At 49.2% G+C, this 24,241-nt stretch carries 21 protein-coding genes, 1 tRNA gene and 1 pseudogene; 6 read left to right on the top strand and 17 right to left on the bottom strand.

The features are described from left to right. Positions 1-5 precede the first annotated feature (5 nt). The 5 genes from NSMM_RS12005 to thiS form a co-directional block, all read right to left on the bottom strand. The gene (locus tag NSMM_RS12005; RefSeq protein WP_090287749.1) at positions 6-491 is read right to left on the bottom strand and encodes a YajQ family cyclic di-GMP-binding protein; all 486 of its coding nucleotides are present in this window, start codon (positions 489-491) and stop codon (positions 6-8) included. A gap of 41 nt (positions 492-532) precedes the next feature. Further along, complete coding sequence (locus tag NSMM_RS12000; protein ID WP_090287748.1) at positions 533-1,756, bottom strand: argininosuccinate synthase; 1,224 nt, start codon at positions 1,754-1,756, stop codon at positions 533-535. 31 nt (positions 1,757-1,787) lie between these two features. Continuing rightward, positions 1,788-2,708 carry an ornithine carbamoyltransferase gene (gene argF / locus NSMM_RS11995; protein ID WP_090287746.1) on the bottom strand — a complete coding sequence of 307 codons (921 nt, stop codon included), beginning with the start codon at positions 2,706-2,708 and terminating at the stop codon, positions 1,788-1,790. An 8-nt stretch (positions 2,709-2,716) separates the two neighbouring features. Continuing rightward, entirely contained in the window at positions 2,717-3,523 is an 807-nt protein-coding gene (locus NSMM_RS11990) for a thiazole synthase (protein WP_090287800.1), read from the bottom strand. Positions 3,524-3,605: 82 nt separating this feature from the next. Beyond that, entirely contained in the window at positions 3,606-3,806 is a 201-nt protein-coding gene (gene thiS / locus NSMM_RS11985) for a sulfur carrier protein ThiS (RefSeq protein WP_090287744.1), read from the bottom strand. 56 nt (positions 3,807-3,862) lie between these two features. Between thiS and NSMM_RS11980 the strand changes: the two genes are divergently transcribed. From NSMM_RS11980 to NSMM_RS11965, 4 genes are all read left to right on the top strand, one after another. Then, positions 3,863-3,933: transfer RNA gene (locus tag NSMM_RS11980), tRNA-Gly, on the top strand. A 62-nt stretch (positions 3,934-3,995) separates the two neighbouring features. Next, positions 3,996-4,610, top strand: a complete 615-nt coding sequence (locus NSMM_RS11975) for an ATP-dependent zinc protease family protein (RefSeq protein WP_245654793.1) — start codon at positions 3,996-3,998, stop codon at positions 4,608-4,610. After that, the gene (locus NSMM_RS11970) at positions 4,607-6,169 is read left to right on the top strand and encodes an inactive transglutaminase family protein (RefSeq protein ID WP_090287740.1); all 1,563 of its coding nucleotides are present in this window, start codon (positions 4,607-4,609) and stop codon (positions 6,167-6,169) included. Before NSMM_RS11975 ends, NSMM_RS11970 begins: the two co-directional genes overlap by 4 nt. Before the next feature lie 18 nt (positions 6,170-6,187). Beyond that, on the top strand, positions 6,188-7,132 hold the full coding sequence (locus NSMM_RS11965) for an alpha-L-glutamate ligase-like protein (protein WP_090287738.1): 945 nt from the start codon (positions 6,188-6,190) through the stop codon (positions 7,130-7,132). A gap of 146 nt (positions 7,133-7,278) precedes the next feature. On the opposite strand, the gene NSMM_RS11960 is transcribed toward NSMM_RS11965, so the two are convergent. Beyond that, entirely contained in the window at positions 7,279-7,494 is a 216-nt protein-coding gene (locus NSMM_RS11960) for a CopD family protein (RefSeq protein WP_090287736.1), read from the bottom strand. A gap of 336 nt (positions 7,495-7,830) precedes the next feature. Between NSMM_RS11960 and NSMM_RS11955 the strand changes: the two genes are divergently transcribed. Then, positions 7,831-9,336 (top strand): porin, encoded by a 1,506-nt coding sequence (locus NSMM_RS11955; RefSeq protein WP_245654792.1) that lies wholly within the window; start codon positions 7,831-7,833, stop codon positions 9,334-9,336. 103 nt (positions 9,337-9,439) lie between these two features. Here NSMM_RS11955 and NSMM_RS11950 read toward each other — a convergent pair whose 3' ends face one another. The 9 genes from NSMM_RS11950 to NSMM_RS11910 form a co-directional block, all read right to left on the bottom strand. Beyond that, a complete protein-coding gene (locus NSMM_RS11950; protein WP_090287734.1) occupies positions 9,440-9,838 on the bottom strand; it encodes a hypothetical protein in 399 nt (132 codons plus the stop codon). A gap of 340 nt (positions 9,839-10,178) precedes the next feature. Continuing rightward, the gene (gene odhB, locus NSMM_RS11945) at positions 10,179-11,480 is read right to left on the bottom strand and encodes a 2-oxoglutarate dehydrogenase complex dihydrolipoyllysine-residue succinyltransferase (protein ID WP_090287732.1); all 1,302 of its coding nucleotides are present in this window, start codon (positions 11,478-11,480) and stop codon (positions 10,179-10,181) included. A gap of 23 nt (positions 11,481-11,503) precedes the next feature. Further along, the gene (locus NSMM_RS11940) at positions 11,504-14,368 is read right to left on the bottom strand and encodes a 2-oxoglutarate dehydrogenase E1 component (RefSeq protein ID WP_090287730.1); all 2,865 of its coding nucleotides are present in this window, start codon (positions 14,366-14,368) and stop codon (positions 11,504-11,506) included. Between the two features lie 43 nt (positions 14,369-14,411). Next, positions 14,412-15,701 (bottom strand): citrate synthase, encoded by a 1,290-nt coding sequence (gene gltA, locus NSMM_RS11935; RefSeq protein WP_090287728.1) that lies wholly within the window; start codon positions 15,699-15,701, stop codon positions 14,412-14,414. A 173-nt stretch (positions 15,702-15,874) separates the two neighbouring features. Further along, positions 15,875-16,108 (bottom strand): FAD assembly factor SdhE, encoded by a 234-nt coding sequence (locus NSMM_RS11930; RefSeq protein WP_090287726.1) that lies wholly within the window; start codon positions 16,106-16,108, stop codon positions 15,875-15,877. Next, positions 16,105-16,800, bottom strand: coding sequence for a succinate dehydrogenase iron-sulfur subunit (locus NSMM_RS11925; RefSeq protein WP_090287724.1), 696 nt, complete (start codon positions 16,798-16,800; stop codon positions 16,105-16,107). The genes NSMM_RS11930 and NSMM_RS11925 overlap by 4 nt, the downstream gene beginning before the upstream one ends. Before the next feature lie 111 nt (positions 16,801-16,911). Continuing rightward, on the bottom strand, positions 16,912-18,321 hold the full coding sequence (thrC, locus tag NSMM_RS11920; RefSeq protein ID WP_090287722.1) for a threonine synthase: 1,410 nt from the start codon (positions 18,319-18,321) through the stop codon (positions 16,912-16,914). A 50-nt stretch (positions 18,322-18,371) separates the two neighbouring features. Beyond that, positions 18,372-19,688, bottom strand: coding sequence for a homoserine dehydrogenase (locus NSMM_RS11915; protein ID WP_090287720.1), 1,317 nt, complete (start codon positions 19,686-19,688; stop codon positions 18,372-18,374). An 84-nt stretch (positions 19,689-19,772) separates the two neighbouring features. Continuing rightward, positions 19,773-20,999 carry a pyridoxal phosphate-dependent aminotransferase gene (locus tag NSMM_RS11910; protein WP_090287719.1) on the bottom strand — a complete coding sequence of 409 codons (1,227 nt, stop codon included), beginning with the start codon at positions 20,997-20,999 and terminating at the stop codon, positions 19,773-19,775. A gap of 174 nt (positions 21,000-21,173) precedes the next feature. Between NSMM_RS11910 and NSMM_RS11905 the strand changes: the two genes are divergently transcribed. Continuing rightward, on the top strand, positions 21,174-21,557 hold the full coding sequence (locus NSMM_RS11905) for an Mth938-like domain-containing protein (protein ID WP_090287717.1): 384 nt from the start codon (positions 21,174-21,176) through the stop codon (positions 21,555-21,557). 153 nt (positions 21,558-21,710) lie between these two features. On the opposite strand, the gene NSMM_RS11900 is transcribed toward NSMM_RS11905, so the two are convergent. Both NSMM_RS11900 and NSMM_RS11895 read right to left on the bottom strand, forming a co-directional pair. Further along, positions 21,711-23,129, bottom strand: coding sequence for a dihydrolipoyl dehydrogenase (locus NSMM_RS11900; RefSeq protein ID WP_090287715.1), 1,419 nt, complete (start codon positions 23,127-23,129; stop codon positions 21,711-21,713). A gap of 309 nt (positions 23,130-23,438) precedes the next feature. Further along, positions 23,439-24,241 (bottom strand): annotated as a pseudogene (locus tag NSMM_RS11895) (IS256 family transposase); the annotation flags it as partial.

The following is a 24,241-nucleotide window of genomic DNA, read 5'->3' as shown; positions in this document are numbered from 1 at the left end:
GCAGATCAGTCGCGAAAATTACGAAACTGTAATGGCTGTTCAGTAACGCTGGTTTTAACCAACTGGATGGCTTCCTGCAACAGGTCGCGCTTGGCGCCGGTTACACGCACCACTTCGCCCTGAATGCTGGCTTGAACTTTGAGCTTGCTGTCCTTGATAAGCCTGATGATTTTTTTTGCCAGATCGCTTTCCACCCCCGTTTTAATCATGGTTTTACGCCGCACCTTGTTACCACTGATTTTCTCGACATCTCCATGCTCGATGCAGCGCACATCGATCTCGCGCTTGGTGAATTTGGCGACCAGGATGTCCACAACCTGCGAGAGCTTGAACTCATCATCCGCATAGACATATAACTCATACTCAGTCTGCTCGACCCGTGCGTCCGATCCCTTGAAGTCAAAACGAGTGCTGACCTCCTTGTTGACCTGATCGACCGCGTTGCGGATTTCCTGTTTATCAACTTCCGAGACAATATCAAATGAAGGCATATCTGCTCCTGCGTTTGATTAAAAGATTCGATTGATGCGATTTACCCGGATTTCCTGTCCAGTCGTTTTTTCGCAATGCGCAACCTGAGCGCGTTCAGCTTAATAAATCCGGCAGCATCGGCCTGATTGTAGGCTCCTTCATCGTCCTCGAACGTCGCGATATCCGAATCAAACAGGGAATCCGTTTTTGAGTCGCGCCCGATCACGATGATATTACCCTTGAAAAGCTTGAGCCGCACCCAGCCATTAACACTTACCTGTGACTCATCGATCAGCGTTTGCAAAAGCTTACGCTCAGGGCTCCACCAGTAGCCGTTATAGATCAACGCAGCATAGCGCGGCATCAGATCATCTTTCAGATGCGCCACCTCGCGATCCAGTGTAATGGATTCGATTGCACGATGCGCGCGCAGCATGATTGTACCCCCAGGCGTTTCATAGCAACCTCGTGACTTCATGCCAACATAACGGTTTTCGACCAGATCTAGCCTGCCGATACCATGCCGGCTGCCAATCTGGTTTAACCGGGCAAGTGTTTCTGCGGGCGATAAACGCTTACCATTCAAAGCAACGATATCACCGCGCTCATATTCGAGCTCAATATTTTCTGGGATGTCAGCTGCTGTCTCGATAGATTTCGTCCAGCGCCACATGCTTTCTTCCGGCGCTTCTGCCGGATCTTCCAGCGCGCGACCTTCATAGGAAATATGCAGCAGATTCGCATCCATACTGTACGGTGAGCCGGTGTGATGCTTCATTTCAATCGGAATACCCTGTTTCTCCGCATAAGCAAGCAACTTTTCCCGGGAGGTTAGATCCCATTCGCGCCACGGCGCAATGACATGAATATCCGGCTGTAACGCATAATAGCCAAGCTCGAAACGCACCTGGTCATTTCCCTTGCCGGTTGCCCCGTGTGATACTGCATCCGCACCAGTCTCCCTTGCGATCTCGATCTGCCGTTTAGCGATCAATGGTCTCGCAATACTGGTACCGAGCAAATACTCTCCTTCGTAGATAGTATTGGCACGGAACATGGGAAACACATAGTCCCTGACAAAAGTTTCCCGCAAATCCTCGATGAAGATTTCTTTTACTCCGAATTGCCGTGCTTTTGCTCGTGCAGGCTCGATCTCCTCACCCTGGCCAATATCTGCCGTGAAGGTGACCACTTCGCATTGATAGGCATCCTGCAGCCATTTTAGAATGACAGACGTATCTAACCCACCAGAAAAGGCCAGTACTGCTTTTTTGATTTTTTCCAAGATCTCGCCCTTCAATTTATTGTTAATTTTCTTAACCGCTCAGATTACCAAGCAACAAATACTCCATCAACGCCTTCTGCGTATGCAGGCGGTTCTCCGCTTCATCCCATACCACCGATTGTGGACCGTCAATTACATCGGCTTCGACTTCTTCGCCACGGTGTGCCGGCAGACAATGCATGAAGAGCGCATCCTTCCTGGCAATCTCCATCATTTCGGCATCCACACAAAAATCGGCAAAATCGGCTTTACGCAAATCCGTTTCATCTTCAAATCCCATACTGGTCCAAACATCGGTTGTCACCAGATCTGCATCCTGAGTCGCCTCCAGCGGTGAGGCGAACTGCTCATAATGATCCGTTCCATAAAGCCCCGCGCGTTCGGGTTCCACTTCGTAACCAGGCGGCGTTGCTACGTGAACGTTAAAATCGAAAACCTCCGCTGCCTGCAGCCAAGTATTGCACACATTGTTGGAATCTCCGATCCACGCTACCGTTTTGCCAGAAATACTGCCACGATGCTCCATGAAGGTAAAAATATCGGCCAGAATCTGGCAGGGGTGGTATTCATCAGTCAAGCCATTTATGACGGGCACACGCGAATGTTGTGCAAAACGCTCAACGATGGAATGCTCATAGGTACGGATGGTGATGATATCCACCATGCGCGACACCACCCGCGCTGCATCTTCTACCGGCTCCCCGCGACCAAGCTGAGTATCGCGGGTGGAGAGATAAATAGCGCTGCCACCGAGCTGATGCATACCGGCTTCGAATGACAACCGGGTACGGGTCGACTGCTTGTCGAAAAGCATTGCGAGCGTGCGATCCGTGAGTGGCCAATAGCGGCGATACTGCTTGAATTCATTTTTAATCCAGCGAGTACGCTCGAAAATATATTCGAATTCGGCACGACTGAAGTCGTTGAATTGCAGAAAATGTTTGCTTTTCATTAAATTTTCTATTTAATAATAGGAATTTCAAGTGTGTCCAACATACCTTCTGTTGGGGAGCTCGGGCTTGCCTGGTAAGTTTTTCTAGGCATGCGCCCGGCCAGATATGCCTCGCGTCCAGCTTCTACCGCCTTGCGCATGGCTTGTGCCATCAGTGTCGGATTGCGTGCGCCTGCAATTGCCGAATTCATCAGAACGCCATCGCAACCGAGTTCCATCGCAATCGTGGCATCCGATGCTGTTCCAACACCAGCATCAACCAAAACTGGTACGTGTGCATTTTCAATGATGATCTGTAAATTCCACGGGTTAAGAATCCCCATTCCCGAGCCAATCAATGACGCGAGCGGCATGATGGCGACACAGCCAATATCTTCCAGTTGTCTAGCGACAATCGGATCATCCGAAGTATAAACCATTACCTGAAAGTCTTCCTTGACGAGCAATTTTGCTGCTTCCAGCGTGGCTACCACGTCTGGAAACAGGGTTTGTTGATCGCCCAGTACTTCAAGCTTCACCAGCGAATGCCCATCAAGCAGCTCGCGCGCCAGACGTAATGTGCGAACTGCGTCCATGGCGGTATAGCAGCCAGCGGTATTAGGAAGCAGGGTAAATTTCTCCGGTGGGAGTACATCCAGCAGATTGGGCTCATTTGGATGCTGACCAATATTGGTGCGCCGAATGGCAACTGTAACAATTTGTGCACCGCTGACTTCGACTGCCGCCCGCGTTTCAGCAAAATCCCGGTATTTTCCGGTACCCACCAGCAGGCGGGAATGATAGCTTTTGCCGGCAATACTCAGCAAATCGTCCATATCGATCATAAAAAATCAGTTTTGCTTGCATGAATAGATAGCAATACAACCGAATTAACTTTCGGCAAATCTAGGAGACAAATCAACCGCCACCAACCGCAACAATAATTTCCAGTTGGTCGCCATCAGTCAGTAGATGACTAGGGAACGTGCTACGAGGAATGATTTCACCATTGCATTCGACAGCAATGCGTTTGTCCTGCAACGACAGTGATTCGAGTAGTTGCAGAACGCTGTTCACATTATCAAAACACTGGGACTGGCCATTAATGACAAGTTGCATAATCTAAAAAGTATTTAAGCGCCATGTTTCAAATGTTAAGATTAGTATTCTAACATGCGGGTGTAGCTCAATGGTAGAGCAGAAGCTTCCCAAGCTTAAGACGAGGGTTCGATTCCCTTCACCCGCTCAACGGAATTTTTATATCTACGCGTCGATCAGACGGGATTACATTCAAAATTTGGGGATGCTATGTTGAGTTGTTTTTTCACCCGATGGATGAGTTTGTTGGTCAAGCTGTCAGGATTATTCCTGGTCTTTATCTTTTCTAGTGGCTTAGCAATTGCCGGACAGGCTTCCAATACAACGGCATCACCGCCGGTTCTGGGCTGGGTTGAATACGTTCGCATTGAGCCTTGGGGCGTGAAAACACGAGCGAGACTGGATACTGGCTCCAATACTGCGTCGATCAGCGCATATGATATTGAACTGCTCAAAAAGAATGGCAGGCAATGGGTCAGATTCATGTTTGATTTCAGCACGGCTGGCAAAGAACGCTCCATACAGATTGAGCGTCCGGTGATTCGCACTGGAAAAATAAAGCAGCATACAGGTCTCTTGCAGGAGCGCCCGGTTATCAACATGGATATTTGTCTGGCCGATGAAGTCAGAACAGTTGAATTCAATCTGATCGATCGTCGCGCACTGAATTACCCTGTTTTACTTGGACGCAAAGTACTAGCAACACGTGCACTGGTTGACTCTTCGCGAATCTTGCTGAGCAAAGCTGACTGTGGGCACGAGAAAAAGAAGAAGAAAAAGAAAGCGAATAGAAATAATTCGTCCAATGCTGGAACAGCTGAATGAGAAAGCTGCATTTGTCACTGCTCACACTATTACTATGCGTGACAGGATTGGGGTTGGCTTATTACAAGGTTACGGTCATCGGTCTGCCGTTAACGGCTTCTGAACAAGCATTAGTCTGGAACATCGAAGCCAGTGTTTCATTTCGCGCGAAACCGGATAGTTCCATAAAGGTAACATTGCCACTACCGCTGGATCCTCCTGGCTTTACCATTCTGAGCGAAGACTTCATGAGTGCCAATTATGGACTGGCGATCGAACAGGATGAAAACGGCCGCGTGGCGTTATGGGCCAAGCGGCGCGCGCAGGGAAAACAGTTGCTGCTCTTCCGGGCAGCTTTGATCGAGGTGAAAGAAAGTAGCGCTGCAAGTGACGACAAATCTACTTCCAAATCTGCAGCTACGACCTCTTCAACGCCTGCTTTTCCTGTTGTCCCGCAATACCCGCCCAAGCTACTACCAGTGATTGAAGGATTACTTGACAAGGCACGGCAACAATCAGCCGATACCGTTTCCTTCTCGCAGCGTGTCATTGAGGAATTAAACTCAACTTCGCCTACACTGGAACTGAAAACGCTCCTGCAGCAAATTGATCGACCACGTGAGTTTGCCAAAAATATTGGCTGGATACTGGCTGGCGCGCGCATTCCCTCCCAGGTTATCCGCGGTTTACGTCTGGAAGAAGGCAAAGAGTACTCCGAGCTGGAGTCTTTTCTGCAGGTCTATGATGGTACCCGATGGCGAACACTCAATATTCGCAATGGCCAGGAAGGATTACCCGAGAATTTTGTGTTATGGCAACTAAACAGTAGCAAAAATTTTGTTATTGAGGGTGCCAGAGAATACAGCATCAAATACTCAGTTGGTAAAACCTTGAGAGAAGTAATTGATATTGCAGAAATCACATCGACCCAGAAAGGGCTGCATCTGATGGAATTTTCCCTGCACTCTCTGCCCGTCCACAGCCAGAATGTTTACAAGGTATTGCTGATGGTGCCATTGGGCGCGCTGATGGTGGTTTTGATGCGTAATCTGGTTGGCATTAAAACCTTTGGTACCTTCATGCCAGTGCTGATTGCGCTGGCATTCCGCGAAACCGAATTGCTGTGGGGCCTCATACTCTTCAGCCTCATTATTGGTATCGGCCTGTTGCTACGTGCCTACGTCGAGCAATTAAGACTGCTGCTCGTACCCAGGCTGGCGGCCGTGCTTACCATGGTGGTATTGCTGATGGCTGGCACCAGCGTAGTCATGCATAAACTCGGGTTGGAAATGGGGTTGTCGGTTGCCCTGTTTCCGATGGTCATCATGGCAATGACGATAGAGCGCATGTCACTGATCTGGGAAGAGGCCGGGCCGGCAGAAGCATTTAAGCAGGTATTTGGCAGCTTACTGGTCGCCGTCGCGGGCTATCTAGTAATGAATATCGACGAATTACAATATATGTTCTTTGTTTTTCCGGAACTATTACTGGTAGTACTTGCAGTCATCATTCTGCTCGGGCGCTATTCGGGTTACCGCCTAACAGAACTATGGCGTTTCCGCGCGCTGGCAAAGCGTTGATGCGCCGCCGCTGATTCTATGTTCAAAACCTGGCTAAATCTCAGAAAAACCGGTATTGTTGGCATGAACCAACGCAATGCCGATTATATCTCTGTCTACAATCGGCGATCACGCTTCCCGCTGGTAGATGATAAGCTACAAACGAAAATCCTGGCAGAAAAAGCCGGCATTGCCGTACCGGAGCTCTATGGCGTCATAGAAATTGAACATGATATTGCCAATCTTGCCAATATCATCAAGGATCACGAGGATTTCGTCATCAAGCCGGCACATGGCTCGGGTGGTAATGGCATCTGTGTTGTCACAGGGCAACTTTACGACCGCTATCGCCTCAGCAACGGTAATCTGCTAACCCAGGACGAAATTGCCTATCACATTTCAAATATTCTGAGTGGTCTTTATAGCCTGGGCGGACAGCCAGACCAGGCACTGATCGAATACCGCGTTAAATTTGATCCAGTATTCGAGGCTATTTCCTATCAGGGCGTACCCGATATTCGCACTATTGTATTCAAAGGCGTGCCGATCACGGCTATGGTGCGCCTGCCGACCCGGATGTCAAACGGAAAAGCCAATCTTCATCAGGGCGCCGTTGGCGCAGGTGTTGATCTGATCACCGGACAGACAAATTCTGCCGTTTGGCAGAATTTCCCCGTTGATCATCATCCCGATACCGGCGCTCCAATCAGCGGCGTGCAGATACCGCACTGGCAGAAACTGCTGACCTTGGCCGCACAATGCCATGATCTAGTTGACCTGGGTTATCTCGGAGTCGATATCGTGCTCGATCGTGATCTAGGGCCACTCGTGTTGGAACTGAATGCCCGTCCCGGCTTATCGATTCAGATCGCCAACGCCAAAGGACTCAACAAGCTGTTACAGGCTGTAGAGCAACTTGAAACCATTCCAGCCCCCCCGCAGGAGCGCGCTGCACTGGGGCAGGCAATTTTTCATAAAACATAGGGATTCTAGGCAAGTCCAGTGACGTAGGAAGGGAATCGCTCTTGTGCCCATGCGGTTGGTGCTGTGGACAAAAACGCTGCAATCAAAAAACGAACCACGCTGGTTATTCCAGATCTCCTTGATTGCGATCACCTACCCAAAGATTTTCAAAATACATCCGGGTCGTCACCTTCATCAATACCGAAATCAGCAGGTGGCGAAGTAAAGGTAGTCAGGACGGCAGTGAAAATAAACATGAGAATGGTCAGGATATATTCGGAGATCAGGGTTTTGCGCAGACTGACGGTGACGGCTCCGCGCAGATCGCCCCGTTCGATAGCAGGTACGAGCCGCCATTTGTTGATTGATGCCCGCGCTAGCAACAGTAGAAATCCATCAAGCTTAGCGAGCAACAGAGGCCATACGGTGGAGCCAGATCATCAAAACTCTGCAGCAAACCCACAGCCAATATAAACAGGGCCATAATACATTTGAATTGTTTCGTCACGCCTTTATATGTAACCCCATTTCAGCCTGCCTCATGCTGAGCTGTCGCCATTTCAGCCATATCATGGCGGCCAGTTAAACATTAGCACCAAATTAACATGGCTATATCATCATTAACTGTTAGTTACTGTAAATAAAAAAGCTATCATTTATAAACACGTCATTAACCAAAAACCAACAATTTATATTTTGTTTCAAGTTCATTGAGTTGCATGAGCATCACTAACTACGATGACATAGCCAATAACATTTTTATTTTTATGAAGTTTACATATTTAACGATTGCCATTTTGGCAGTAATGGGAGTAACAGCCCCCTCCGGCGCTTCGACGATCGAACTTTATGTCGACAATGAAACTAAACAACTGTACGCCGAACCCGGACCCAATCGGACCAAGCTTGGTACCTTTCAACGAGTGGACGAAGCGACTGGCACTAATCAACTCTCCGAAGCCAAAGCGTTAGAGGGGAAACTGGATCAAAAAACCCGTGAGTTGGATGTCATGGAAGCGCGAATCGATCAAAAACAAATTGAAGCTATGGAGACTAAAGCCAAGCCAGTCGATTCGAAAGGTATATTACCATCTGGTGTGAGTTACGGTAATAACGGATTTGAATTCAAAACTGATAATGGTAAATTTGCGTTGGCGATTCAAAACCGAATTCAGACGCGCTATGCCAATCCGTTCGACAGCGATCCGCGTACGCTAAATGACTTAGATCGCGAACAGAGCTCCTTCATGATTCGACGGGCGCGTACCAAATTGAAAGGTCATGCCTACTGGCCATGGCTTAAATTTTATTTGCAGTATGATTGGGCTGACCCGGTCTTGCGCGACTTGAACTTGACGGTAGCCAAGTTTAAATGGGCCTCATTGGAACTCGGTCGGGGCAAGGTCATCTACAACGCTGAAAGAAAAACGTCGTCCGGCAATCAACAATTTGTCAACCGTTCGATCGTTAACAGTATATTCACGGTCGATCGTCAACAAGGTGCGCAATTGTACGGAAATCTGTTCCCTGGAACTTGGCACGATGTCACCTATTATCTCGGAGTCTTTTCTGGTATGGGCGTCGGAGAGCGAAATAATGACGATGATGGCATGATGTACAACGCCCGTTTGCAATGGAACGCGTTGGGCGGAGAAATGCCATTTTCTCAATCCGACATTGAGTTTCACGAACAGCCGGTACTCAATTTTGCGATTGCGGCGAACACCAATAAAAGCCGATGCCTAACTTTTGCGACTAACGACAGAAGTTGCAGAGCTATGCCTTGGGAGCCTTTTAGCAGTGTTGGAAAAGACGGTCAGTACAGAACCAATCAGCTGATGGGGGAAATTAGATTAAAATGGCAAGGATTCTCGTTGTCGCATGAGATGCACTGGAAAGAGATTAAAGACAAGCTTGCCGCGCAGGATAGTTCGTTCAAGGAAACCACCATGCTGGGCGGCCTCGTTCAAGTGGGTTACTTCCCTCATCATGTTATCCCTCTGATACCCATGAATTTGGAGTTTGCCGGACGATACGCGTTTGTCGATCCGAATCTTGCAGAAAATAACATCCAGCAACAAGAGATCAGCGGGGTAATGACTTATTTCCTAAACGGTCATAACAGCAAAGTGAGCTTCCAGGTTAGCCACTTGACCCTCGATCCGAATAATTCGAGTAGCCGTTCCGATCAACGTTTCTGGGCACAATGGGATTTATCTTTCTAATACAATAACAATATCGTCGGCACGGATTGATTGATTCAATTTGACGGCTAACCCACATTTAATACCCGTTTTTAGAAAACGTTAATTATCATATAATTGAAGACTAAAAAACAACGTAGGACACTACAATTTCTCCATTGAGCAGAATTCGTAAGTCACACCTTAGTTTTTGTACGCCTCCTGGTAAGAGGTCGATATTCAGTACTCGGTAAATGGTTGCAAGGCTGGTCCTGGACGGGTGGTTTTGCGGACATACAGGGTCTTCTTGCCGCTGGCACAGCGGAATGTGATACCGCTGTACAGACAGGATTCCCCATAAACTGCTCCAGCGGCTCCGGATGCCATGACTCTGGAGAAGCCTCTGAATGAGTTCCACGAATTGATAGGCGATCACGGTAATGAGTAGGCGGGCTGTCGGCGCGCAGTTTTTATGATGATAAACCGGACGTAACCCCAATTCGGATTTGAGGATACGAAGTGCAGCTTTGAGGTTGATGAGCATGATGTAGATGCGTCATAACCGCTCGTTATCGCTGCTGGTTTCGTTACTGCGCAGACAATAGGCGCCAGAGCCCGGCACTGTTTCGCGGCTATTCTGTCCAGCACAACCCACCTGCTTTTTTATCAGGAGCATCCGGCAGCAGCTCGGTGTCATAATGCTGCGCGATTCCCTAGCTTTGCGCTTCCTGATTAGAATTGAACACGGTTCATGGCCATGATAGTCCTCTTTGATACGTTTGTTTGGACCAGTATGCGTCTTATCAGCCTTATCATAGAAAAAATCAGGCTTGACTTAACAATAATCTTTCTAATCAGGAGAAAAGTTGCCCGCCCTATGTGATTTACGATTCAAACAAAGGGCTTACCGGGTATTCCAGAGCTTCCTTGATTGCAGCCAATGACAACACGGCTTCGCGCCCGTCGATGATACGGTGATCATAGGATAGTGCGAAATAGTTCATCGGGCGGATGACTACTTGACCGTTCTCGGCTACTGGGCGTTGTTTAGTGGCGTGAATGCCGAGAATGGCACCCTGTGGCGGGTTGATAATGGGCGTGGATAACATCGAACCAAATACACCGCCATTGGTGATAGAAAAGGTGCCACCGGTCAGTTCTTCCAGCGTAATTTTGCCTTCCTGCGCACGCTTGGCAAGATCGGCGATCCGCGTTTCGATTTCGGCGAAGGAAAGCTTGTCAGCATCGCGCAGAATTGGCACGACCAGTCCGCGTGGACTGGCGACTGCAATGCCGATGTCGAAGTATTCGTGGTAAACGATGTCATTGCCGTCTACTGAGGCATTGATGATGGGGTATTTTTTAAGCGCCGCCACTGCCGCCTTGACGAAGAATGACATCAAGCCAAGTTTTACGCCGTGTTCTTTTTCGAAACTGTCCTTGTAGCGGGCGCGCAGATCAAGCACAGCCTGCATGTTGACTTCGTTGAAAGTGGTGAGGATCGCTGCGGTCGCCTGTGATTGCACCAGTCTTTCAGCAATGCGCATCCGCAGGCGGGTCATCGGAACCCTTTTTTCTGGCCGTTCAGTGATTGCAGCGGGCACGACAGCTGGTCGCGCCGGCTCCGCATCCCCGACAGATGTGGCTGTCAGAGTGCGGCTGCCGGCTTCCTGCTGATCACTTTTCTCTTCATTCTTGTTATTGACGTAATCCAAGATATCCTGTTTGACGATGCGCCCGTCCCGACCCGTACCCCGAATGTTTTGAATCTCATCAGCTTCGAGATTGTGCTCTGCTGCCACCCGTTTTGCGGCGGGCGGCAGCTTTGGCGATGCATCGGTAGAAATTTTGTCTGCAACGGGGGTTACCGATTGCAGTTCTGCCTTGTTTTCAGCAGCAGGCTCTACTTTGGCAGCAACCGTCTCAGAGGAAGCCTCTGCCTGCTTGCCTGTCGTATCGATTCTGGCAATGACCTCTTCACCTGCGACGGTTGCACCATCTTCTTTGAGAATTTCTACGAGGATTCCAGCCTGTGGCGCCGGCAATTCCATGACTACTTTATCTGTTTCAATATCGATCAGATTTTCGCCCCGCTCAACCCGCTCACCCTTCTTTTTGTGCCAGTTCGCCAGCGTAGCGTCAGCTACCGATTCAGATAATATCGGAACTTTGACTTCGATCAACATAGAAACCTCCTTGGATCAATCATTCATTCGAGTTTGTCACGAAAAGCTGCTTCAATCACTTCTTTCTGCCTAAGTCTGTCCAGCGCCAGGTAGCCAACAGAAGGCGAGGCGGCAGAGGGCCGCAGCGCGTAACCCAGGACCTGATCTGGCCGCATATGGCGCAACAGATAGTGCTGAATCCGATGCCAGGCACCTTGATTGCCGGGTTCCTCCTGACACCACAGAACTTCTCTGGCACGCACGTAATGGTTGATCTGCGCATGAAATTCTTCGTGCGGAAAGGGATATAGCTGTTCCAGGCGGATGACGGCCATGTCGGCAATTTCATGTTTGTGGCGGTAGGCAATGAGCTCGTAATAAATCTTGCCGCTACAGACAATGACACGCCTGATCTTGTCAACATCGAGTGCTTCCGCTTCTCCAATAACCATCTGAAACCGTCCACTGGCAAGTTCTTCCAGAGGGGAAACCGCCTCTTTGTGCCGCAGCATGCTTTTCGGCGTCATTACAATCAGGGGTTTGCGCATGGGACGGATCATCTGCCGACGCAGTAGATGAAAAATCTGTGCCGGAGTGGAAGGTACGCATACCTGAATATTGTACTCCGCGCACAGCTGCAGAAAACGCTCCAGCCGTGCGGAAGAGTGTTCCGGCCCCTGCCCTTCGTAACCATGCGGCAGCAGCATGACCAGCCCGCACAGCCGCCCCCATTTGGCTTCGCCCGAGGCGATGAACTGGTCGATAACCACTTGCGCCCCATTCGCAAAATCACCAAATTGCGCCTCCCAGATAACCAGTTCGTTTGGCTGTGCGGTTGAATAGCCATATTCGAATCCAAGCACCGCCTCTTCCGACAGGATGGAATCGATAATCACGAAATCAGGCTGCTTGGGGGCAATATGGCGTAACGGAATATAAATGCCATCTTCCCATTGATCCTGCTCGCGTTGCTGGTCATGCAGTACCGCATGACGATGGAAGAACGTGCCACGTCCGCAATCCTGCCCGGAAATTCGGATCGGGTAGCCGTCCTTCAACAAAGAAGCATAAGCCAGACTCTCTGCCATGCCCCAATCGAGCAGTAGCTCGCTTTTTCCCATGCTGCGACGGTCGTCGATAATCTTCTGGACTCGGGATTGCAGCTGAAATGTAGCGGGAATATCGGTGAGACGCTGTGCCAGATAGCGTAAATCTTCGATCGAAACGCCGGTTTTGACCGGTTTATTCCATTCGTCAGACTCCTGGAAGATTGCCCAATTTACCCCATGCGGAGATTTATAATCATAGCAAATGGTCTTATTGGGATTGCAGCCAGCATCCATCGCTTCCCGATAGGACTGTTCCAGCATGGCCACTTCTGCTTCCTCTACGACTGCCTGCTGAATCAGTCTGTCGGCATACAATCTGCGTGTACCCGGATGCTGCCGGATGACACGATACATCGATGGCTGGGTCACCATGGGTTCATCCTGCTCATTGTGCCCTTGTTTACGAAAGCACACGAGATCAATGACGACATCCTTGCGGAACTGCATGCGAAAATCGAGTGCAATTTCGGTTATTAACACCACTGCTTCCGGGTCATCGCCATTGACATGAAAAACCGGGGCATCAATCATTTTGGCGACATCGGTGCAATAAAGCGATGAGCGGCTGTCACGCGGATCGGATGTGGTAAAGCCAATCTGGTTATTGATGATGACATGAATGGTACCCCCCGTCCCATACCCACGGGTTTGAGATAGATTGAGCGTTTCCATCACTACACCCTGCCCGGCGAATGCAGCATCTCCATGGATCAATACTGGAATTACCAAATCACCGGTTTTATCACCCAGCCGATGCTGGCGGGCACGCACTGATCCTTCCACCACGGGATTAACAATCTCCAGATGCGAGGGATTGAACGCCAGCGCCAGATGTACGATTCCACCCGGCGTCATCACGGCCGAGGAAAACCCCTGATGATATTTGACATCACCGGAGGTCAGCAACTGGGGTTTTTTGCCCTCGAATTCCTGAAACAATTCGGATGGCATTTTTCCTAATGTATTAACCAGCACATTAAGGCGTCCGCGATGCGCCATGCCGATCGCAATTTCCTTGACCCCTGCCGTGCCCGCGTGTTGCAGCAGTTTGTCCAACAGCGGAATCAGGCTTTCATTGCCTTCTCCGGAAAAACGTTTCTGCCCGACATAGCGATTATGCAGATATTTCTCGAACCCTTCCGCTGCTGATAAGCGCTCGAGAATATGACGCTTATACTCTGGCGGAAAAACCGGTTGCGCCATGATAGATTCAAGCCGGTTCTGTATCCAGCGTTTTTGCCGGATATCCGCGACATACATATATTCCGCGCCTACACTGCCACAATAGGTCATCTGCAAACGCTGGATAATTTCTTTCAAGGTTGCCTGTTGTGGTCCTACCAGCGATCCGGCATTGAAAACCTGCTCCATGTCCACATCGCTTAATCCGTAGAAAGCCGGATCCAACTCAGGCACATCTGCTGTTTGCTGCAGGTTAAGCGGATCCAGATTCGCCCGGCGCACTCCCAGGAAACGATAGGTATTGATCAACTGCAAGACAGCGACCTGCTTGCGAATCCTGATTTCCGGATCAACCAATTCCACATTTGTCACAACGGGTTGGGACGCAGGTGTGGGTGTTGCTGAAGTTTGCACCACCGAGGCACGCTTCAGGGATTCGATGATCGGCGTATGGGGAACATCGCGGGCAGAGATAGTTTCTGCTTGCTGCAAACTATCAAAATATTCACGCCACTGCGCTGGCACATCTGCCGGATTCACCAGATATTGTTCGTACAGCATCTCGATGAAAGCCGCGTTTGCCCCGAACAACATCGAGTTCTCAAGGAATTTTTTCATCGTCGTCACAGTGCGTTCAATGGCAAAAGAGTTGACCAGTCAATTACGACTTCGGCATATCCCTTCTGGGCGTCCCGATATAAAGTTGACGCGGGCGACCAATCTTCTGTTCCGGATCAGAGATCATTTCATTCCATTGCGCAACCCAACCAACGGTGCGTGCCATGGCAAAAACCGATGTAAACATCGAGGTTGGAATCCCCAGCGCACGCTGAACGATTCCCGAATAAAAATCGACGTTGGGATACAGCTTTTTGGAAATGAAATAATCATCCTCAAGGGCTATTTTTTCGAGTTCCAGTGCCAGTTTGAATAAACGATCGTTGTGTAATCCCAGTTCGTTGAGCACTTCATGACAGGTTTCCCGCATCAGGTTGGCACGAGGATCAAAGTTTTTATATACCCGATGGCCAAAGCCCATTAAACGGAAGGGATCATTCTTGTCTTTGGCGCGATTGATATATTCGTTAATACGAGAAATATCACCAATTTCTTCCAGCATATTGAGGCAGGCTTCGTTCGCGCCACCATGCGCCGGCCCCCACAAGCAGGCAATTCCTGCCGAAATGCAGGCAAAGGGATTAGCGCCACTAGAACCGGCCAGTCGCACCGTCGAGGTAGACGCATTCTGTTCATGATCTGCATGCAGGATGAGAATACGGTCCATCGCCCGTGCAATGATCGGGTTGGGCACATATTTTTCAGCGGGGGTGGCGAACATCATATACAGAAAATTTTCAGTGTAACCCAAATCATTATGCGGATATATAAAGGGCTGTCCGATATTGTATTTATAGGCCATTGCGGTGATGGTAGGCAATTTGGCAATCAAGCGAAAAGCGGATTCCTCTCGATGAATGGCGTCCGCAATATCCATCGCCTCATGATAAAAGGCAGACAAGGCACCGACCACGCCTACCATCACAGCCATCGGATGCGCATCCCGCCGGAAGCCGCCAAAAAACTTGACAAGTTGTTCGTGCAGCATTGTATGGTTTTTGACCGTTGTGACAAACTGGTTTTTCTGCGTGCTGTCCGGCAACTCTCCATTGAGCAGCAAATAGCAAACTTCCATGAAATCACAACGGGTCGCCAGTTGCTCGATCGGATAGCCGCGATAGAGCAGTACCCCTTCGTCTCCATCGATGAAAGTAATCGCAGATTTACTGCTGGCGGTGGAAACGAATCCGGGATCATAGGTGAACAGGCCGCTCTGTGGATACAAGGCGCGAATATCGATCACATCGGGCCCTTCACTACCCGACATGATCGGCAGCTCAATTGTTTGCTTACCTTCGCCTAGTGACAAGATAGCTGTATTTTCTTTGGCCATAATACTTACTCCGTTTATCTTTAAAATTAAGCCCGGGGACGATAGATCGGACTGTTTCTGATCAGAAAACCAGCGATGATCCAGGCAAGTCTTTCAGTGGAAAAACTTTCGCACTGACGGTATATAACGCAACTTGAGAATATACTGAACAAATTCTCTGCTGCCGCTGAGGGTCAACTTTTCCGTAAAAGTTTCAGAGCAGATGGCGACGTCGCGTCCGGCACATCATTCTCAACCATAATCATAGCCCATAGATCATGATCCGGAAGTGACAATAGTGTTTCAAACTCCCGGTGCTGACTCTCGCTCAGTTGTGCGTAGTACTTTCTCAGAAAACGCTGCAGCACAATGTCCAGTTCCAGCATGCCGCGCCGGCAGCGCCACCGGATACGACCAGCATCGTTCAAACTGTTTTTTTCAGCATCATATTTTTGATGTTGCCAATAGCGGCGGTTGGATTCAACCCCTTGGGACAGGCATCAACGCAGTTCATGATGGAATGACAGCGAAATAAACGGTAAGGGTCTTCAAGATCATCGAGACGCTCGGCAGTTGCCTGGTCGCGACTGTCGGCCAGAAAACGGTACGCTTGCAACAATCCGGCCGGACCTACAAATTTGTCCGGATTCCACCAGAAGGAAGGACAGGCGGTAGTACAACATGCACATAAAATACACTCATAAACACCATCGAGCAATGCACGGTCTTCCTGTGACTGCAGCCGCTCAGTCTCTGGTGGGGGATCATTATTGATCAGGTAGGGTTTAATCGAGTGGTATTGATTGAAGAATTGCGTCATGTCAACGATCAAATCCCTGATCACCGGCAAGCCGGGCAACGGGCGTATCTCAACCGGTTCCTTCAGCCCGGCCAGCGGGGTAATGCAGGCAAGGCCATTGCGGCCATTGATATTCATTCCGTCCGATCCGCAGACGCCCTCACGGCACGAACGCCGTAAACTCAAACTGTCGTCCACGCTTTTGATGTGAATCAACGCATCTAAAAGCATTTTATCGGTGGACGCCAGTTCGATTTCGTAATCCTGCATGTAGGATTTGACGTCTTTGTCCGGGTCATAGCGGCTAATGGAAAATCGCATATTGCACTCCTTTTGACGTGTTTCACAACGAGATAACCTGCTGGTGACCAGCCCTCACCAGCCAACGGAACATGCCGCAGTAGCGCTACCCAGGCCAACAACACACAAACGCTAGTTGCTGTGCTCCGTAATAAACTGCTTCACCCGGCTGACATCAACAGGCATACGCTCAAAACGCTGCGGTAGGGCTTCCAGATCTTCATAACCAACGGGTCTTGTCGGTTCAAAACCAACCGCCTCATGAATACTTTCCGAAAATTTTGCTGGCAGTGCCGTCTCCACACATATCAGGTGTGCATCGTCTCCGCGCAGCTCCATGCCTACTTTCAACCCGTCTGCTGTATGAGTATCCACCAACACATTATACTTCCGATAGATCTCACGAATTGTGCTGATACGTTCAGCATGATTGCTTGTACCAGACAAAATACCAAAATCCTTGGTTTGCGCCCAAAGCTTGCTGCCAAACAGATCGAAGGCCCCGCCCTGATCGACAGACTGCCATAATTCCCTGACACGCATGGCATCCCGCCCGGTCAAATCATAAATGAAGCGCTCAAAATTGGATGCCTTGGATATATCCATTGACGGACTGCTGGTGTGTCTGGTCTCGCCCGCAGTGCGCGGCCGATACAGTCCTGACCGGAAAAACTCATTGAGCACATCATTCTCATTCGTCGCCAGAATGAGATGCCTGATTGGCAAGCCCATCATGCGCGCCACATGTCCTGCGCATATATTGCCAAAATTACCGGAAGGTACCGAGAAACTCACCTGCTCGTCATTGGACCGGGTAACTGCAAAATAGGCTTTGAAGTAATAGACGATCTGCGCAGCTATTCGCGCCCAGTTGATCGAATTGACGGTGCCGATATGATATTGCTGCTTGAATGAATGATCACTACTGACTGCCTTAACAAGGTCCTGGCAGTCATCAAAAACACCCTCGATGGCGATATTGAAAATATTTTCATCCTGCAGGGAGAACATCTGCGCCGTCTGGAAGCGGCTCATCTTGCCGTATGGCGAGAGCATGAATACACGAATACCACGCTTGCCGCGCATCGCGTATTCCGCACTGGAACCAGTATCCCCCGAGGTTGCCCCGAGGATGTTCAGCTCCTCGTAGTTTTTGGCCAGCGCATACTCAAATAGATTGCCGAGTAACTGCATGGCAATATCCTTGAACGCCAGGGTAGGTCCATTGGAGAGATGCAGCAGATGCAGACCGGATTCCAGCGTTTGCACCGGCGTAATTTCCGAGCTACCGAATATTTTCGGCGTGTAAGTACGGTCAATCAGCTGTCGCAAATCCTGCGCAGGAATATCATCCATGAAGCGCGACAATACTTCAAACGCCAGGGCTGAATAATCCAGTTCTCGCCAGGCCGTCAGTTCAGCTGCTCCAATTTGTGGATACGCTTCCGGCACGGCAAGCCCTCCGTCTGGCGCCAGCCCGCTTAGCAAAATTTCGGTAAAAGTTTTGGGCGGCATGCCACCACGAGTTGAGTGATAACGCATATTGAATCAGCACTCCTCTGACAGCAAAAGAACGAATGGTTTTACAGGCATCAGCTACCTAACTCCTCAAGGCGGATACGAATGATCTGATCAATCATGGCCGGCAAATTCTGTATTTTGGCAATCGCATCATTGACTTGCCTCTCTAGCGTTTTGTGCGTCAGCATGATGATGTTAACTTTATCTTCCCCTTCATGGTGTTCTTTCTGCACCATCGCATTGATGGAGATACCGTGATCAGCCAACACTCGAGTCACATCAGCCAGCACCCCGGTTTTATCCGTAACTTGCAGGCGCAGATAATGGGCAGTTTCAACATCTTCCATTGTTACAATGGGTGTATCGGATAACAATTCTGGCAGAAATGCCAGTACTGGTACGCGCTGTTCCGGACTGGCCGTTAACAAGCGAGCAACATCCACCAAGTCAGCAATAACTGCACTGGCAGTAGGATTGGCACCAGCGCCAGCACCATAGTACAGCGTTGACCCAACCGCATTACCGTTGACGATCACCGCATTCATCACCCCTTCCACATTGGCGATCAGGCGTTTTACCGGTATCAATGCCGGGTGTACTCGCAATTCGATTCCCTTCGCCACACGCTTGGTTATGCCTAGTAATTTGATACGATACCCTAGCTCTTCAGCATAACGAATATCCTCATTGGCAAGCCGGGTGATGCCTTCAACATAGACCTGATCGAATCGCACCGGAACACCGAAAGCCAATGCCGCCATAATGGTAATTTTATGTGCTGCATCGATGCCTTCGATATCATAGGTAGGATCGGCTTCAGCGTAACCCAGACGCTGCGCTTCTGCAAGCACCGCACTGAAATCCAACCCCTTCGAGTGCATTTCTGAAAGGATAAAATTGCTGGTGCCATTGATGATGCCAGCAATCCATTCGATGCGATTGGCGCTCAATCCCTCGCGCAATACCTTAATAATCGGAATGCCGCCCGCAACCGCCGCTTCAAACGCAACAATGACGCCACGCTGGTGCGCTGCTGCAAATATTTCATTGCCATGTTTAGCCAACAAGGCTTTGTTGGCAGTGATTACATGTTTGCCATGTTCGATCGCCGCCAGCATCACTTCCCGGGCAACTGTCTCGCCACCAATCAGTTCGATCACAATATCGATCTCCGGATGCCTAGCGACCTCGAAAGCATCATTGGTGATCGTGACATTATCACCTGCTGTTAGGCAGCGTGCTTTTTCCTGATCAAGATCAGCAATCATGCGAATCTCGATATTACGCCCCGTTCTGCGGCTGATTTCAGACTGATTGCGCTTGAGGACAGCATAAGTACCTCCTCCAACTGTGCCGGTACCCAACAATCCAACGTAAATCGGTTTCATAAAAAATTATTCTCTATCGATAAAAACAAGCTGCGGATTATATATGCAAAGAACGGTACAAAACACCCATAAAAACTGATAGGATCAGTTTTTATGGGTGTTACGGTAACGATCCAGGAACCGCGCAATACGCCCAATCGCCTCGGTAAGATCATCACTGTTAGGTAGAAAAACCACCCGGAAATGATCTGTGTGTGCCCAGTTAAAACCACTGCCTTGCACGATCAGCACTTTTTCTTCCAGCAGCAGCTCGAGCGCAAACTGCTCATCATCCTCGATTGGGTAATGAGTGGGGTCAAGCCTTGGAAATAGATAAAGCGCCGTGCTTGGCTTGAAGCAGGTCACCCCCGGGATATCCGTTAACAATTTCCATGCCAGATCACGTTGCCGCTTGAGGCGACCGGTTGGCATGGTCAGATCGTAAATACTCTGATAGCCACCCAGCGCAGTCTGTATGCCGAATTGCGATGGAACGTTGGCACAAAGCCGCATCGATGCCAGCATGTTGAGTCCGGTGATGTAATCCTGCGCGCGTACTTTGCCACCGGAAACTACTGCCCAGCCTGAACGGAAGCCAGCCGCGCGATAGCTCTTCGACAGGCCATTGAAAGTAACGAACAGGACATCGTCCGCCAGAGATGCAATCGACGTATGCGTCGCCTGATCATATAGAATCTTGTCGTAAATCTCATCAGCAAAGATGATCAGACCATACTGCCTGGCAATTTCGATAATACTAAGCAACAACTCGTTCGGGTATAACGCACCTGTTGGATTATTGGGGTTTATAATCACAATGGCACGAGTATTCGGACCAATCTTCGCACGCATATCGTCGAGATCAGGCAACCAGTCGGACTGTTCATCACATATGTAGTGCCGCGCCACTCCACCCGCCAGCGAAACTGCTGCTGTCCATAACGGATAATCCGGTGATGGAATCAATACTTCATCATTATTTTCCAGCAACGCCTGCGTTGCCAGCATGATAAGTTCCGAGACACCGTTACCAACATAAATATCGTCTACCCGCACATTCGCGATGGCTTTTTCCTGCGTATAGTGCATGATGGCCTTGCGTGCAGCAAAAAGCCCCTTAGAATCACAATAGCCAGAAGCTGTTGACAGATTGCGGATCACATCCTGCAGGATTTCATCCGGCGCATCAAAACCAAAGGCCGCCGGATTACCAATATTGAGCTTGATGACACGATGGCCTTCTTCTTCCATCTCTCTGGCTCGATCGAGCACAGGACCGCGAATGTCATAACAGACGTGGGCAAGCTTGCTAGATTTTTTGATGGGGCGCATGGTAAGGATTGTTTTAGAAATTCATAAAAATGACGATATCCCCGGTCAACCGTTCGATAAACACAGGCTATCCGGACAAAAGCATACCATGTTACGCTAACCTCTGTTGTCGCGAAAAAGACGATAACGGTCGCCTATTTATTGCGGGCATTCATTTTGATGAAAAGGTTTTTTATGAAATTACATTTGACGGATTTTTCTGACTTGAACGCATTTACCGGCTATGGGCCAGGTTACGTAGAAGTTAATCGCATGCAATATACCTGCAACCTGATTGTGCTTCCTGATCAAATCATTCAGAACTGGCCGGTACGTAATTTTGATCAGCTGACCATCCAGCATCTGGAAGATCTGTTGAGCATGCGGCCAGAAATCATTCTGATCGGAACCGGCACAACCTTCAAGTTCCCTGATAGGCCATTACTGAAGGATATCGCCGCACGCGCAATCAGTCTGGAAGTAATGGACACACAAGCTACCTGCCGCACCTATAATATTCTCTCAACCGAGGGACGGCGAGTGGCAGCAGCGATGTTTGTTGAGATCACGAGTGGGTAACGTCTGCTGTCAATCAGCGGGTAGCGGACAGACTCGGCCATCGACCACTTACAGTCCTTGGATTCAAAACCCCGTTTGAGATATTCTCTGGAAAAACGTTTTACTGCACCAAATAACCGTTAGGCATTGCACTTCTAAATTGAGTTCGTGAAGTTAATCCAGAGCTTCTGTATCAAATGCACCGCACGTAGCAAGATCGGATTCACTGTCGACAGGAAGCTGCGCGGCCAACATACGTAACGCGGTACGTAAGCCTTCTTCCAGAACCGGGTGATAGAAAGGCATGTGCAATAATTCCCGTACTGTGAGCGAGCGATCGATGGCCAATGCCAGCAGATGCGCCATATGTTCTCCAGAGGGGGCACACATCTCAGCTCCTAACAACCGACCACTATCAGCGGCGGCATAGAGACGCAGAATTCCCTTGTTATGTTGACCTACGCGTGCACGCCCTTGATTACTAAACGTTACTTCACCCACTAAAGTTGTAGCGCTCTCTAGTGCACAGTACTGACTGCCTACGACTGCAATGTTCGGATCAGCAAAAACAATAGCTAGCGGTGTTCGGCGGGTAAAACAAACGGGTGCAGCGAGACGAGTGGCGTTAAATCCCGCAATGTGTCCTTCATCAGCAGCTTCGTGCAATATAGCGGATTGGCCATTGACATCGCCGGCCATAAATATGGGTAAATCCGCCACTTGCATAGTGTTTGGGTTGATAGGGGGCATGCCCTGTTCGTTTAGCGAGACTCCCAATGTTTCGAGTCCGAGACCATCAATAATGGGACGTCTTCCCAATGCGGCAAGCACCGCATCCACTACTACTTCACTATCTCCTGCCCTTACTTGCAACCCCTCATTAATAGCAGTCAGATCAGCTTTCTCTCCCAAATTGAGGGAGAACTCACATCCTAGTAGCTCTATTGCAGCCGCATTAACCTGCGGATCTGTCAATCCACCAATTGCCTGATTGCCACCAAACGCTATTACATCAACGCCCAGCCTGGATAGCGCCTGTGCCATTTCGACACCAATAGGGCCCATGCCTAAAACAGCCATTCGAGTGGGTAAATTTTCCTGTTCAAATAGAGTGTCTGTTGTAAATAATCGTTTTCCCAGTTTGTTCCAAGGCTCGGGCACAATCGGAGAAGAGCCGGTAGCAATGATAATACTGCGTGCGTACAATTGCTGACCATTAACTTCTACTCTATCTGGCGCGAGCAATCGTGCACGCCCTGAGATAGCACGCCTGCCCAAATCATCGGTAGTTTTTACCGTGCTGGCAACAAAATGATCACGTAACTGTCGTACACGTCGAAGTACGGTTGGTATATCTGTTGTAAGAGAGTTGGCACCCTGAATTCCAAATTCCGAAAAAGTACTGCGACGGTGATAAGCATTAGCTGCTTCAATTAATGCCTTAGACGGCATGCACCCCACACGGGCACAGACTGTGCCCCACGCACCATCATTAATAATTACGAAATTCTGGGTACGTTTTCTTACTTCCCGCAGTGCAGATAAACCACCGGTACCGGCGCCGATGATGACAACGTCCAAAGTTTCTTTCATAGTATTTCTGTCCATTAGTGACCTACTAAATTCCAACCCAAGTAATTAAAGGCTATGTCATCGTTAATTATTAGTTACTGCAAATAAACACAAATTATTAACCAAAAACCAACAATTTATATTTTGCTTAAAATTCACTTGGTTACATGGCCACCACCAACTAACGATGACATAGCCTAATTAAAATACCCGGAAACTGTGACTCCTATACACAAATTTTTAGGTGACAGCTTAGCATGAGGCAGGCTGAAGTGGATTACCCATGAAGGCGTGGCGAAGGAGCTATTGTCAAATCTGGTGTATAGAGAATCAAGCGGCTACCTGTTTTCGATCTCCATTTTGTTTAACGCCGTTAACGAATTTGACGCCCTGCATAACATCCGCTAACAATTTATAGCCCCTTAGTCGGAACCATTTCTTCTGCGCCACTTCCATCAGTTTGAACGCCATTGTCAAAGTAGTCATCCGGCTTCCACAGTTTTTGGTTTTGGCTGTTCTCAGCCGGACAGTTGCAAAGACTGATTCGACTGGATTAGTTGTTCTAATGTGTTGCCAGTTTTCTGCAGGATAATCATAGAAAGCCAGCATGGAATCTTTATCCTTTGCCAGACACTCCATCGCTTTTGGATATTTAGGACTAAAACGTTCAATACAGTTATCAAATGCTTTATAAGCCTTTTCCCGTGTTTCCGCCTGCCAGATATTGTGCAGCGCTTCCTTGACCTTGGGTTGCATGGCCTTGGGCAGCTTTTCCATTACATTGGCGATTTTATGCACTCAGCAATGCTGTTGATCCGTATCCGGCCAGCACTGGGTAACAGCCTTCCAGAACCCCAGCGCACCGTCACCGATAGCTAATTTGGGAGCACCTTTGAGGCCACGTTGTTTCAAATCCATCAATACTTCCGTCCAGCTCGCTTCAGACTCACGATAACCATCAGACAATGCCAGCAGCTCTTTACGCCCCGTTTCATCAGAACCGATAATCACCAGAAGACATAACCGGTCATCCATCCGCACAGTGCTGTAGATACCATCAGCCCAGACATAAGCATACCGTTTGCCACTCAGATCGCGGCGAGTCCAGTTTTGATAATCCTGTTCCCAGTCCT

Origin of the sequence: Nitrosomonas mobilis (assembly GCF_900103035.1) — a bacterium.
GTDB classification, from domain to species: Bacteria; Pseudomonadota; Gammaproteobacteria; order Burkholderiales; family Nitrosomonadaceae; genus Nitrosomonas; species Nitrosomonas mobilis.
Note: the sequence above shows the minus strand (reverse complement) of the source record. Positions and strands in the feature narration are given on the sequence as shown.

Bases quoted from the DNA above. Each gene is read 5' to 3' on its own strand.
- NSMM_RS12005 (WP_090287749.1), bottom strand. From the start codon at position 491: ATGCCTTCATTTGATATTGTCTCGGAAGTTGATAAACAGGAAATCCGC.
- NSMM_RS11990 (WP_090287800.1), bottom strand. From the start codon at position 3,523: ATGGACGATTTGCTGAGTATTGCCGGCAAAAGCTATCATTCCCGCCTG.
- gltA (WP_090287728.1), bottom strand. From the start codon at position 15,701: ATGGCCAAAGAAAATACAGCTATCTTGTCACTAGGCGAAGGTAAGCAA.
- NSMM_RS11915 (WP_090287720.1), bottom strand. From the start codon at position 19,688: ATGAAACCGATTTACGTTGGATTGTTGGGTACCGGCACAGTTGGAGGA.
- thrC (WP_090287722.1), bottom strand. From the start codon at position 18,321: ATGCGTTATCACTCAACTCGTGGTGGCATGCCGCCCAAAACTTTTACC.
- NSMM_RS11950 (WP_090287734.1), bottom strand. From the start codon at position 9,838: ATGCTCATCAACCTCAAAGCTGCACTTCGTATCCTCAAATCCGAATTG.
- NSMM_RS11905 (WP_090287717.1), top strand. From the start codon at position 21,174: ATGAAATTACATTTGACGGATTTTTCTGACTTGAACGCATTTACCGGC.
- NSMM_RS11900 (WP_090287715.1), bottom strand. From the start codon at position 23,129: ATGAAAGAAACTTTGGACGTTGTCATCATCGGCGCCGGTACCGGTGGT.
- odhB (WP_090287732.1), bottom strand. From the start codon at position 11,480: ATGTTGATCGAAGTCAAAGTTCCGATATTATCTGAATCGGTAGCTGAC.
- NSMM_RS11970 (WP_090287740.1), top strand. From the start codon at position 4,607: ATGAGAAAGCTGCATTTGTCACTGCTCACACTATTACTATGCGTGACA.
- NSMM_RS11955 (WP_245654792.1), top strand. From the start codon at position 7,831: ATGAGCATCACTAACTACGATGACATAGCCAATAACATTTTTATTTTT.
- NSMM_RS11965 (WP_090287738.1), top strand. From the start codon at position 6,188: ATGTTCAAAACCTGGCTAAATCTCAGAAAAACCGGTATTGTTGGCATG.
- thiS (WP_090287744.1), bottom strand. From the start codon at position 3,806: ATGCAACTTGTCATTAATGGCCAGTCCCAGTGTTTTGATAATGTGAAC.
- NSMM_RS11925 (WP_090287724.1), bottom strand. From the start codon at position 16,800: ATGCGATTTTCCATTAGCCGCTATGACCCGGACAAAGACGTCAAATCC.
- NSMM_RS11940 (WP_090287730.1), bottom strand. From the start codon at position 14,368: ATGAAAAAATTCCTTGAGAACTCGATGTTGTTCGGGGCAAACGCGGCT.
- NSMM_RS11975 (WP_245654793.1), top strand. From the start codon at position 3,996: ATGTTGAGTTGTTTTTTCACCCGATGGATGAGTTTGTTGGTCAAGCTG.
- argF (WP_090287746.1), bottom strand. From the start codon at position 2,708: ATGAAAAGCAAACATTTTCTGCAATTCAACGACTTCAGTCGTGCCGAA.
- NSMM_RS11910 (WP_090287719.1), bottom strand. From the start codon at position 20,999: ATGCGCCCCATCAAAAAATCTAGCAAGCTTGCCCACGTCTGTTATGAC.